Annotated in this window: 8 protein-coding genes; 5 read left to right on the top strand and 3 right to left on the bottom strand. The window is 60.2% G+C overall.

From position 1 onward, the window contains the following. Positions 1 to 279 precede the first annotated feature (279 nt). Together BN1800_RS33165 and BN1800_RS33160 are read right to left on the bottom strand one after the other, a co-directional pair. Positions 280 to 1662 (bottom strand): MFS transporter, encoded by a 1383-nt coding sequence (locus BN1800_RS33165; protein WP_087004044.1) that lies wholly within the window; start codon positions 1660 to 1662, stop codon positions 280 to 282. A 238-nt stretch (positions 1663 to 1900) separates the two neighbouring features. After that, on the bottom strand, positions 1901 to 2848 hold the full coding sequence (locus BN1800_RS33160; RefSeq protein WP_179213959.1) for a dihydrodipicolinate synthase family protein: 948 nt from the start codon (positions 2846 to 2848) through the stop codon (positions 1901 to 1903). 165 nt (positions 2849 to 3013) lie between these two features. On the opposite strand from BN1800_RS33160, the gene BN1800_RS33155 reads away from it, so the two are divergent. Together BN1800_RS33155 and BN1800_RS33150 are read left to right on the top strand one after the other, a co-directional pair. Continuing rightward, positions 3014 to 4045, top strand: coding sequence for a LacI family DNA-binding transcriptional regulator (locus BN1800_RS33155; protein ID WP_087004040.1), 1032 nt, complete (start codon positions 3014 to 3016; stop codon positions 4043 to 4045). A 352-nt stretch (positions 4046 to 4397) separates the two neighbouring features. Continuing rightward, complete coding sequence (locus BN1800_RS33150) at positions 4398 to 4682, top strand: hypothetical protein (protein WP_087004239.1); 285 nt, start codon at positions 4398 to 4400, stop codon at positions 4680 to 4682. 137 nt (positions 4683 to 4819) lie between these two features. Here the strand turns inward: BN1800_RS33150 and traA are convergent, their stop codons facing one another. Next, positions 4820 to 9439: a Ti-type conjugative transfer relaxase TraA gene (traA, locus tag BN1800_RS33145; protein WP_087004037.1), complete on the bottom strand. Its 4620-nt coding sequence runs from the start codon at positions 9437 to 9439 to the stop codon at positions 4820 to 4822. A 217-nt stretch (positions 9440 to 9656) separates the two neighbouring features. Here traA and BN1800_RS33140 point away from each other — a divergent pair, with 217 nt between their 5' ends. From BN1800_RS33140 to traG, 3 genes are read left to right on the top strand one after another with little or no spacing between them, the layout of a single operon-like run. Beyond that, positions 9657 to 9941: a TraC family protein gene (locus BN1800_RS33140; protein ID WP_087004034.1), complete on the top strand. Its 285-nt coding sequence runs from the start codon at positions 9657 to 9659 to the stop codon at positions 9939 to 9941. After that, entirely contained in the window at positions 9931 to 10137 is a 207-nt protein-coding gene (locus BN1800_RS33135) for a conjugal transfer protein TraD (protein WP_087004031.1), read from the top strand. The genes BN1800_RS33140 and BN1800_RS33135 overlap by 11 nt, the downstream gene beginning before the upstream one ends. 11 nt (positions 10138 to 10148) lie before the next feature. Further along, a complete protein-coding gene (traG, locus tag BN1800_RS33130) occupies positions 10149 to 12068 on the top strand; it encodes a Ti-type conjugative transfer system protein TraG (protein ID WP_087004028.1) in 1920 nt (639 codons plus the stop codon). The last annotated feature ends 154 nt before the right edge of the window (positions 12069 to 12222 follow it).

Raw genomic sequence — 12222 nt, 5'->3', positions numbered from 1 at the left:
GCGTAGCCGCTGATCCATACCCGGTACAACTGCGGCCTCTGACAGTATACTTTTGTAAGGAGGACCTGCTGTATGCGAGAATCGGTCGCACTACCAATTCCCCCATCAAAGACCAATCGCGCTGGATTTTTAGTATTCCGGCTTTGAATTTCAGGAATGAATGTCCCTCGGCTTGACCGCCGGAGTTCGCCCACCAAGGAGTAAGAAGATCAAGGCCCGGGCGATCTTAAGCCGAGCCTTTGATCCGTAAGTCTTTTTAATCGCTGACGTTTCAGGTCGTCACGGCGAAAGTTCCTCCAGGACCTGGCCCTTGGTCTCAACCGCGAAGAGGACCGTGACCAGGGCGCCAACCAGAAGGATCGCTGCGAAAGCGCCAAAGACATACTGGATGCCCATCGATGACATGACCCAGCCCACAGCGATAGGCCCCGCAGAGGATCCGAGACGCAGCCAGGCACTGCCTGTACCCGTGCCAATGGCACGAAGACGGGTCGGGTAGATCTCTGCTGAATAGAGGTAGAGCGAGAAGGTTACAGTCTGGACGATGGCGTAGGCGAGACCGGCGAGGATCAGAACCTGGATCGGCGATGTCGCACCCAGCCAGGCGAGGATGACAAGCGGTATCGGCGCGATCAGAAGTGCACCAGTGTACCAGCGCTTGCGGCCGACTTTATCGATGAGCAGTGCGCATATAACGGCCGCGATCACACCGCCGATCGAAGTGACAAAGCCGTAGAAGATGCTGGTTTCAAGCGGCAGTTTGAACGTCTGCCGATAGAGGGTCGGAAGCCAGGTGATCGTTCCATTGGCGACCATATAGGCGCAGAACCACATGGCCCAGATCGACAGTGTGCGCTTGAGGTAGATGCCCTGGAAAAGTTCGCGCCAGTCGGATTTGCGGCGGACGGGGGCGGCCACGACTTTCGGCTCCGGCAGTTCCTTGCCGGCAGCGCGGGCACTGTTCTCCAACTTGGTGACGATGCGGTCGGCTTCCTCATAGCGACCGTTGGCGGCCAGCCAGCGCGGTGATTCATGGAGGAACCAACGCAGCGGGATCATGAGGATCGCAGGGACCAGGCCGACGACGAACATCGCCTTCCAGCCGTAGACCGGGACCATGAAGTAGCCGATCAAGCCCGCACCGACGAGGCCGAGCAAGAACAACACCTCATACAGCAGGAAGAAGCGGCCCCGCCCCTTCGAGCCGATCAACTCGTTGATATAGGCACTTGCAACCGGAACTTCTCCGCCGGTTCCGATACCTTGGACGAAACGAAATGCCATCATCATGCCGGCACCGGCCGCGAAGAGGCATGCGACGTCCATGCTGACGAATAGCAGGATGGTGAATAGCAGCACTTTGAGACGGCCGATCCGTTCGGCAAGCCAGCCAAAGCAAATGGCGCCGATCAACTGCCCTAGGTAGCCCATCGACAAGATCATTCCCGTCTGTCCCGGGGTCAAACCCCACTCGCGGACAAGAACCGGCATGGCATAGGCTATGGCGATGACAGTGTAACCGTCAAAGAACGTCGCTGCGCCGACGATATTTCGAGCCCAGAAGATCTCCCGGGTCACTGGTAGCCGTTCTAGGCGGGCGCTGATTTCAGCTTGGGTATCGACGGCCGGCGACGGCGCGGCCATCCGTTGTTCCATATTCATGTTTCCTCCCTCTGCCTGGCCTTCTCTCCCGGCCCGGCATCGAACCTACGCGTTGGATGTCTTAAACTTCGGGACCCTTTTGGCATGGTGTCGCTGTGGATCCGGAAGGCATGGCTGTCTCATCGGCGAGTCAGGCACCAGCGTGACAGACGGTGCGACCGCGGCGCATCACTCCCCGATGCGCCCGCAATCCCCTCTCCGTAAGAAGCCCCCGCTTGAGAGGCGAGGGCGTCCTCAGTCACTCAGCTGCCAGAAGCTGCTCAACCCGGCCGATGCCGGCAGCATCAAAGGCTGCAAAGATCTCCGCTTCGGCCTTTTCGCCGAGGTTCTTCAGCGGCTCGCGGATAGTGGCATGGTCAAGCACACCACGATGGACAAGCCCAAGCTTGAGGGCGACGGTGCCTTCCATATGGGAACCACGGTGGTAGACGGCACGGGTGACCGGAAGGAGACGTTCAAAGATCCGGCGAGCTTCCGGATAGTTCTGCGCCTTTCCTGCCTTGATCAGGTCGATCAGCAGCTCCGGTGTGATATTGCCGTAGCCCACAAGCAGGCCGTCGACATCGAACATGGTCGGCAGCAGCCATTCGTCATGACAGCTCAGGATCTGCAGGTTCGGGTTGGCCTTCTTGAGTTCCGGAATCTCGACGTACCAGCGCTTCATGTTTCGAACGCCGTTTTTGGTGGCGACGACGCCATCTTGGCTCGCGATCGCAAGCTGGGTGTCCAGGTCGTAGGAAGCCTTGGTGGCATCCGGGTACTGGAACAGGATGCACTGCAGGCCCGATTCCTGCCAGATGGCCTTGTAGCGATCCTGCGGGGCGCCTTTCTGGAACCCGAAACGCAGCCAGCCATGGTTCGGATAGACAAGAGCACCCGTCGCGCCGGCAGACTTGCACTTCTTGGCTTCTTCAGCGGCGACCTTAGTGCCCTCGCCGGTGATACCAGCGATGATTGGAACCTGGCCATCGACGGCTTCGACATAGGTGCGGATGAGCTGCAGGCGCTCTTCCTCGGTCAGGAACGTGCCTTCGCCGGCATGACCAAGGATAACTAAGCTCTTGACGCCGTCCATGCCGGCAAGCCATTTGGCGATACGGGCATTGGCCGGATAATCGACCTCTCCGTCGCGGGTAAACGCGGTAACGGGTGCCGGGCTCAGGCCCCTCAAATCCATCGTTGGCATAGGTTGTCTCCTCCTTGATAGCCGCTGTCCGCCTTCGTGATCAGCGATGGGATCGTTAACGGGAACGTTCCCACTATCGTTTCCGATTTTGCTGGAGTCAACATTTTTTTTGATGCATGCTTGGGAGCATTGATCGCGAGAGCGCCGTAAATGGAAAAAAGTGAAATGGATTCAAAGCCCGAAGAAGCGAACCGCCAGACACGGGTGACTATCCTCGACGTTGCGTCGGCTGCTGGCGTTTCAAAATCTACAGTGTCGCGGATCCTCGATGAGCGACTTCCCCGATCCGACAACGAAACCTCGCGCCGCGTCCGGAAAATCGCAGAAGACATGGGTTATGTCAGAGACGTCTCCGCGGCGAGCCTCAGACGCGGCAACACGATGACGGTTGGCGTGATCGTGCCCCGGCTGACTGATACCGTCATGGCAATGCTCTACGAGTCCCTGGCAAAAGCGTGCAGCAAAAGTGGCCGCTTTGCCATTGTCGCGACAACCGATGATAAACCCCAGGCCGACAGACTTGCTGCCGAGTCACTTCTGAAGCGAGGCGTCGACGGCTTGATTCTTTCGACTGCACGCGAGGATGACGATTTTCCTGACGAGCTGGGGGCCCGAGGTGTACCTTTTGTCCTGGCGTTGCGTACCGATGGACGGAGCCTGTCTTCGGTGGGCGACGACAGGCTGGGCGGATATCTGGCGACGCGCCACCTCCTGGACCTCGGTCATCGTCGTATCGGAGTAATTGCCGGTCCTTCATATGCCTCCAGCTCGCGCGGGCGCGTCGAAGGCTACAGGCAGGCACTGGAAGAGGCCGCTATCTCGGTCCGCCCGGATTGCATTGTGCCGTCGACCTTCGGGATCGACGCCGGAGCGGATGCGGCCCTGCAGCTCATGCGCCTCGAAGATCGTCCGACGGCGATCTTTGCCGTGAACGACAACACCGCAATCGGTGCTCTTTCCGGCCTGTCACGCCTCGGAATATCCGTACCCAACGATGTTTCAGTCGTCGGATACAACGATATCCCGATCGTCAGTCATCTTCCGACACCGCTCACGACACTGCGCGTCCCCTTCGAGCAGATTGCGTCAAACGCTTTGGATCTGCTCACAAGCGGCGCCATTTCAGCTGACGATCGAGTCCGTATTTCGGCTCCGACCCTCATACCCAGAAAATCGTCCGCCAAGCCCAGGTCCTGAAGGGATTAGAACCAACGACCCTGTTCTTACAAATCCCTGTGCAATAGCTTCATTAGATGAGGCAAGAAACTTGGGTTAGCTGGAATGACCGATTTGCCCGCTTAGCAGAAGTGGGGTCCCGACTAGAAAAAGCGGTCTCATTCAACGCACGCCGGCAGAAGCCCGAAGCATTCAATCGCTGATCGAACCCGAAGCCTTGCCATCCTGCGATAAGCCTCCAACCCGTCATGATCTCTGGGGAACGAACTAGGTGATCCGGACGCCGCCGATAGGACCGCACGGCGCCCTGACCAGATCCCTGGAACCAATAACGTGTCACGACATTCTCCTCCCACGGAACAAGGAGATGCAAATGACGTATGATCCTGAAAACTCAAGCCGTGATCCCGACCGTCGAACCTCACCGATTGATTATCGCCGCACGAATTGGGTCGCATGGATTGCAGCGGCTGGGTTGATTGCGATTGGCGCTTTCGCTCTCATCCAGTCGCCGAACGCACCCGGCACCGATCCACAGACCACTGGTTCGACGAGCAATTCCGAGCCTGCGCCGGCTCCAGCAGCCCCACCCGCGCCGGCAGACAATAATGCCGCGCCAGCTCCCGTCACGCCACCTGCAGGCACGACGCAACAGTAAGTTTGACTTTGCAGTCGTTGGAAGCCACTTGCGACGGGTGATAGCGACGATGCCAAATGCGCGTCATGGCGGCCGCAAGCGCCCGGTGCCCATGAAGACGATGGGAACATTGGCTGGCGGCCATCCTTTTTCGCGCTTCATTGATTGAGGCCGCGCCCACGACCGATTGCTTGCGCCCGACGCTCACGCTGGATCTTTTGAGTGCTTTCGATCCGAACAGCCCGCTGCAAGACCTTGAGCGATGCCCACATCGCTTCGAACGCCTTTCGGCCGGCCGGTGGCACCATGTTGACGGCGCCCTTCTCATCGCGCCCGATTGCACCAGGCCCGAAGCGCGCATCGAGTGCCTTGCTCACTGCCGCGAACTCGTCGCGTATCTTCGGATCAAGCGCGCTGATCATTCCGGAAAGCGCCCGCGGGTTCTTCGCGACCGCTAGGGTGAGGCGCTCGAGATCATTGCGGGCGCTCCTGCTCAACCCAGGAATGGCTATCCCCATACGTCGCCGTTCTTCGCCGAGCGTGCGCAGAGCCGCATCGAACGCATTCGAGTAGGCCGAAGCAAGGGCGGTCAGGCGAATGGCAACCTCCGGAAGGGCTTGGAGCGCATCCCTGCGCTCTCGCCCGGAAGCAAGCAGCCGGTCGATCAGGCGGTCCGAACCGCGCAGCGCTCCGTAAGCTTTAGGATCGCTGGCCACCGCAGCAGCGATGCGATCCGCCACAATACCCTTTGTGACCAGCGCCTCGATCGTCGTCACTGCTGCGGCAGGATCACGCCAGATGCTGATCGCGGCTTCTGCAAGGGCTGCGCGACGCTGCTGGTAATGCTGCGTCGATAAGGCCGTCGCTTTCGCGTCCTCCTCGATCGGCGCCTTGAATTCAGCAACCGCGGCAAGCAGCGGCGGCGCCGAGGCTTTCTGCCGGGTCGGATCAAAAGCTGCAGCAGCGACAATCCGCGAGCGATCCCGGCATTCAGTCTGATGCTGCGCTTCGGCAAACCTCTTCACGGCCGTAAAGTGCTTCACCAACTCCTCGCGTTTTTTCGACCCCAAATCCTCCGGCATGCGCTCCATAATGACGCGCTCGACATGCTCGTTTGCCTTGTCCGTGAAGGCACTCCTGCCGAAGCGGACCGTCAGCGCCTCGCTTACGGCCTTGATTTCCTGCACCACGGAACGATCCTCGGCGGCAAGCGCAAAGGCAGTCTTATAGGCCTCCTCGCCACCCCTTTCGCGAACGGCTTCGATTTCGTCGAGGCGCGCACGGGCACCTCTCGATAGCGCTGGAACCGATAAAGACATATGCATACGGCGCGTCCGCTCACGCGCTGCGAAACGTTCTGCGTTCTTGCGGAAGGCCGCGGCATGGGCGCGCACCAGCGGCTTCAGTTCAGCAAGAGCGGCAATCGCTGCATTGCGCTCGTCACGCGCCGCCCGCCCATCGACCAAACGGTCCGAGCCCAGCAAACGTCCGAGTTGGGCCGGCGCACGCGTGATGTCGTCGGCAAGCCGGCGAGGCGTGACACCAGTGTGTGAAGCCCGGTCGTTCAGCAAGGCAAGCGCCCCGCCCGGATCAACAAAGATCTTTCCGAGCTGAGCGCGAAGGATCCCTTCACGCTCCTGACAGCCGGGTGAACCCAATTGCGCCAGGCGCGCATCCTCGTCCACACTCCTCGAGAAGGACGTCACAGGCGCCAGAAGATACCGCATCTCCCCGGCACTGGTCCGCTCGACGGATGGTACAGGGACCCGGTCATCATAAGCGGTGCGCCGCTCGCGCTCGATCGCAAAGCCCAGGGCAACGTTTGCCCGTTCCCACAGCATCGCCAGTTCCTTCCTCATTCCGGCAAGTCGCGCCAGCTGTCGGGCAACGTTCTCCTCTATCCCGGCTGCGATCTCCGCGAAATGATCAATCCCGCGACGCCGCGCGAAATCACCCGCAAAAGTCTGGTAGCCGGCCTCGTCTTCGAAATCGAGCGTGGTCGTCTTAGCGCCGGACCGCGATAACCGTTCGACAAGCTGATTGAACAGTTCGGGCCGGTGACTTTCCTGCTCGATCCGCCTCCGGCGGGCCACCGCCGCCTCGACCTGTCTGGCCCTCCAGACATTGCGATCCACTTCCCTTTCCTCGAAACGTTTCTGCCCGGTTTCCTCATCGATGACAGGAACTTGAACCTTGACTTTCTCAACCCCGTCTTTGCGCAGGGTGACCGTGTCCCCGACGTCGACTCCACCCTCCAGTAGTGCCTTCGGTAAGCTCACACCCCAGAGCCTATGCGTAACCCCGTCATCCGTTTTGACGTCGGCGTAGGGGCTTGGATCGGCGCCCCCTCCTTCGCGGAATTGTGCCCCGCCCACATCGACAAGTTCCCCGGTGACGCCGGCGGCATGATCGACCCGGCTCTTCGCGCCCCATTCCGGTTTTGCCTGAAAATCTTCCTTGGCCGCGTAGAGATCGGCACGATCGCGATGGCGGGTCATCGACACATAGGTCAGATGCTGATCCATCATGGCGGTCGCGAGAACGAACGTCCGGTCGACTGTGGCACCCTGCGATTTGTGGATCGTCGCGGCATAGCCGTGATCGACATCGCGGTAGCTGTCCTCACTGAAGCTGACATGGCGGCCATTGTCGAGGCGCACTGAGAGCAATGTCCGACTGCCTTTGTCGGTCGTCGAAACAACTGTGCCCAGCATGCCGTTCTTGACATATTGGGCCTCGGGATGCTCGGCGTACGGCTCGAAGAAACGGGCGTTTTTTAGGAAGATGATGCGGTCGCCAATGGCAAACTCGCGCGCCCCTCGTTCGGTCTGAAAGGCATGACTATCACCGAGCGCGCCCTCGGCCGTCATCACGGTCCTTAATGCCTCGTTCAGGCGCTTCACATCCACGTTCGTGTGAGCAAGAACGAGGAGTTCGTCGCCGCGTAAACCGCCCAGGCTTCCTTCATTGACGGATTTCTGAAGCAACTCACGACGAGCATCGGTCCAGTCGGAAACGATGCGTCCGATGGCTTCCTCCCGCGTCTCCGCTTCGACAAGATGGCCTCGCTCCACATAGGCGTGCAGACCCTGTTCGACTTCGCGGCGCGCAAACAGCCGGGACGCGTCGCGTGCCCATTGCTCGCTCTGGCGGCGCACGCCGGAAAGCTCGGCAAAGCCGATCCGCTCCGTGATTGCGCGGAACGCTGCACCTGCCTGGATCGGCTGGAGTTGCATGGCGTCACCTACAAGGACGATTTTTGCGCCGGCCTCTTCCACAACCTTCAGGACGCGCGCCATTTGCTTCGACGACACCATGCCGGCCTCATCGACCACCAGCACGTCCCCGCGCCCAAGCCTGGCGCGGCCGTTGGCCCAGGTGAGCTCCCAGGATGCGAGCGTCCGCGACTTGATGCCGGAACTGCCTTCCAGACCTTCGGCAGCCTTTCCAGCAAGCGCAGCACCGATCACTCGGCAACCTTCGCTTTCCCAGGCGACGCGCGCAGCATCGAGCAATGTGGATTTGCCCGCACCCGCCAGACCGACGACGGCAGCAATGGCACTGTCACCAGTGACATGTCGGACAGCGTCCACGTGCTCCGCATCGAGCCGGAAGCGCCTTTGCGGATCACGTGTCTCAACGCTTCCGATCGCCTCAGTGATCCGCCGATCGGCAACGGCGTGCCCGCCGCGCTCCGCGAGAACCCGGGCCGACTGCGCCATGTCATATTCGGTGCGCAGGATGTCGCGCGTGGTGAAGATTGCCGGCTCTGCAGCTTTTCCTGTTTGCGGATCGAACAGCTGCGGCTTCAGCGTGACGAGATCGTTCGACGCCATTAGCCGCGCACGGAGATTGGCAAAGTCAACCGGATCGTCGACATAGCGGTGGAGCGCCCGGGCGATATCGCGCTCATCAAAGGTCGAGCGCTCGTTGGAAAGCTGCTTTAACAGGAGTTCGGGACCTGCAAGCAGGCGATCTACTATTCCCTGCCGGCGGGCAAGGTCCGCCGGCGCGAAGAACATCTCCTTGCCCATGCGTGCCAATGCCACTTTTTTCAGACTGACAGGTTTCTGTGCGATCTCGGCAAGACCCTGTTCGGCATAGGAGCGGCCGTCGAGCCAGATCTCATGACCGGCGAGTGCCAGATGCCGATTGGCCGTGTCCGCCCAGCTGATCTTCCACACCTTCATCGTTTCCTTGTCGCCGGCCCAGAACCGATAGACAATCCTGCCCTTCGGCAGGTCTGGTGTGACGACGCGCAGCGGCTCACCGTCTGCTCCTGTTACCGCCACATACTTCGGCCCGAATCCCTCCTCCGTCAAAGGACGCAGCGTCACCAGCAGGTGGATGTGAGGATTGCCGTCCTTGTCATGATAGACCCAGTCGACGACCATTCCTTTCGACGTGAGGTTGTCGCGGACGAATTCGCGCACCAGGGCGATGTTCTCAGCTCGCGTCAGTTCTTCCGGCAGAGCAATGATCAGTTCGCGGGCAAGCTGCGCGTCGACGCGCTTCTCGAAGGCTTCGACGGCGTTCCAAAGCACCTCGCTGGCACCGGCGACCGAGCGTCGGTCAACCGCCTCGCGCAGCCACGCCGGCGTCTCATCCGGCAAGGCCAATTCCTCGTGCACCAGTTCCGACAAAGCGCCGCGACGGCCGAACGTCGTTCCGACCTGCTGATCGGTCATTTTCGTGCGATGACGATAGGCGGCGGCCGAGACAATGCTGCGTCCGGCTCCCCTGCTGATCATCTGAGCTCTAACGAACATGATCGCCACAACTGTCTCCTGACCCTCCGGGTACGTCGCGCAAGCGACGCTCGTTGCGCCCACAAACCGATCGGCCCGACTGGGTGATACCGTTTTCGCGGAAGACGGCTAACGGCGGGAATTCCTTTGTTCTTAGCGTCTGCGCAAACTAGCTTATTTAACTCACTTATACTAGAGTGTATAACTGCGCGAGCATCACAGTAACAAAACAAGCGGAGGATCATCAATGGCCGCCAAAACATCGATTTCCGACCTCGACGCGCAGATCGAGAAGCTGAAGGAACGCCGAAGAGTTTTGATAGTTAAATCCGCCGAGCGGTTTGCTCGCGCCGCGACCAAGGCCGGCCTGGCGGAGATGGATTTACCCGACGAAGAGCTCGATCAGATCATCACTGAGATCGCAGCGCGATTTCAAAAGAAAACAAGGGACGCAGCCGACGCATCACCTCAACCGCATCGACCGGAGGCTGGCCGGATTGGAACGGCGGCGGCGGTTTCGCATGGCAGCTGAACGCAAGCGCGAGGCGCGGCAGAAATTTCTGCTTGGCGGAATCGTCGTCAAGGCCGGGCTATCGAAGGCCGACCGGGCGTTCCTGCTTGGCGGCCTGCTCGAACTGGCACGGATCGTTCCGAGCTCTGCGGAACATCAGAGGCTGCGCGACATCGGCATCGACGCGTTCAAGGCCTCTTCGCTGGATACTGTTTAGGAGAAAGCGAAATGGCACTGACGCATCGATTGCATCCGGGTCTTCTGCTTGTTCTCGTTCCTGTCGCCGCTACCGGCCTTGCCGTCTACGTGACTGGCTGGCGATGGCAAGAATTGGCCTCCGGCATGTCGGCGAAAACGCAATATTGGTTCCTGCGGTCAATACCCGTGCCAGCACTTATGTTCGGGCCGCTCGCGGGGCTTTTGACGGTCTGGCCCTTGCCGTTGCATCGACGCCGGCCGATCGCGGTGGCAAGCCTTCTCGGCTTTCTCGTCACTGCCGGCTTCTACGCCTTGCGGGAATATGGACGTCTCGCTCCCTCCGTTGAGCGCGGCGTCGTCACCTGGGACGTGGCGCTCTCGTATCTCGACGCTTTCGCCGTCGCTGGATCGGCTCTCGGCTTTCTGATTGTCGCGGTGTCGGCGCGTATCTCCGTCGTCGTTGCCGATCCGATCAAACGCGCCAAGCGCGGAACCTTTGGCGACGCCGACTGGCTCTCGATGCCTGCGGCCGCAAAGCTTTTCCCGCCGGATGGCGAAATCGTCGTTGGCGAACGTTATCGCGTCGATCGCGAGCTCGTGCATAAGCTTCCATTCGACCCGAACGATCGTTCGACGTGGGGACAGGGTGGCACGGCGCCGCTCCTGACCTATAAGCTGGATTTTGACTCCACGCATATGCTGTTCTTCGCCGGCTCCGGTGGATTCAAGACAACCAGCAATGTCGTGCCGACCGCGCTTCGATATACCGGCCCGCTCATCTGCCTCGACCCGTCGACAGAAGTGGCACCGATGGTGGTCGAACACCGCCGGCGTGTTCTCGGCCGTGACGTGATGGTGCTCGATCCCGCCGATCCGGCAACTGGCTTCGACGTCCTCGACGGCATTGAAACATCCGTCCGCAAAGAAGAGGACATCGTCGGCATCGCACATATGCTGTTGTCGGAAAGCGCACGTTTCGAATCGTCAAGCAGTGCCTATTTTCAGAACCAGGCGCACAATCTGCTGACCGGCCTGCTTGCGCATGTGATGCTCTCGCCGGAATATGCCGGAAGGCGAACTCTGCGCAGTTTGCGCCAGATCGTTTCCGAGCCGGAGCCGTCAGTGCTCGCCATGCTGCGCGATGTTCAGGAGAACTCAGGGTCCGCCTTTATCCGCGAAACCCTCGGCGTTTTCACCAACATGACGGAGCAAACGTTTTCCGGCGTGTACTCGACGGCCTCGAAGGACACGCAGTGGCTGTCGCTCGACAGTTACGCTGGCCTCGTCTGTGGCAACGCCTTCAGATCCCGCGATATTGTTTCTGGCAAAAAGGATGTGTTCCTCAACATCCCGGCCGCGATCCTGCGCTCCTATCCTGGCATCGGAAGAGTGATCATCGGCTCCCTGATCAAGGCCATGGTGCAGGCCGATGGCGCATTCGAACGCCGCACATTGTTCATGCTCGATGAGGTCGAGCTGCTCGGCTACATGCGCATGCTGGAAGAGGCGCGCGACCGCGGCCGCAAATACGGGATCACGCTGATGCTCATGTACCAGTCGGTCGGACAGTTGGAACGGCATTTCGGCAAGGACGGTGCGACCTCATGGATCGACGGCTGCGCCTTTGCCTCCTATGCCGCAGTCAAGGCACTCGACACGGCTCGCAGTGTCTCGGCCCAATGCGGGGAAATGACCGTCGAGGTAAAGGGCAGGTCGCGCAATGTCGGCTGGAGCAGTTCTGCCATGGGGTCGCGCCAATCGGAGAGTGTGAATTTTCAGCGAAGGCCGCTGATCATGCCGCACGAGATCACCCAGTCGATGCGAAAGGATGAACAGATTGTCATCGTCCAAGGCCACAGCCCGATCCGCTGCGGGCGAGCGATCTATTTTCGGCGCAAGGACATGAATGAGGCGGCCGAGGCCAACCGCTTCGTCAGAACAAGCCTCTAACCGGTCAACGATATCGACGATCAATCAAGATTTATACTTCCATGCCCTTCAATTCTGACTGCCAGGTTCCGAGTAGCCGGCGAACTGCGCGCGGGTGCCAAGCCTCTACTTGTAAGCCACCGCTGCACTTGCAGGTCCCGCCAACGGAATAATC

Source organism: Rhizobium sullae, assembly GCF_900169785.1.
GTDB classification, from domain to species: Bacteria; Pseudomonadota; Alphaproteobacteria; order Rhizobiales; family Rhizobiaceae; genus Rhizobium; species Rhizobium sullae.
The sequence above is the reverse complement of the archived record's forward strand: the minus strand, read 5'-3'. Positions and strand labels throughout refer to the sequence as shown.

Excerpts from the sequence above, each read along its gene's own strand:
- traG (WP_087004028.1), top strand. The coding sequence starts at position 10,149 with ATGGCACTGACGCATCGATTGCATCCGGGTCTTCTGCTTGTTCTCGTT.
- BN1800_RS33140 (WP_087004034.1), top strand. The coding sequence starts at position 9,657 with ATGGCCGCCAAAACATCGATTTCCGACCTCGACGCGCAGATCGAGAAG.
- BN1800_RS33135 (WP_087004031.1), top strand. The coding sequence starts at position 9,931 with ATGGCAGCTGAACGCAAGCGCGAGGCGCGGCAGAAATTTCTGCTTGGC.
- BN1800_RS33155 (WP_087004040.1), top strand. The coding sequence starts at position 3,014 with ATGGATTCAAAGCCCGAAGAAGCGAACCGCCAGACACGGGTGACTATC.
- BN1800_RS33160 (WP_179213959.1), bottom strand. The coding sequence starts at position 2,848 with ATGCCAACGATGGATTTGAGGGGCCTGAGCCCGGCACCCGTTACCGCG.
- BN1800_RS33165 (WP_087004044.1), bottom strand. The coding sequence starts at position 1,662 with ATGAATATGGAACAACGGATGGCCGCGCCGTCGCCGGCCGTCGATACC.
- BN1800_RS33150 (WP_087004239.1), top strand. The coding sequence starts at position 4,398 with ATGACGTATGATCCTGAAAACTCAAGCCGTGATCCCGACCGTCGAACC.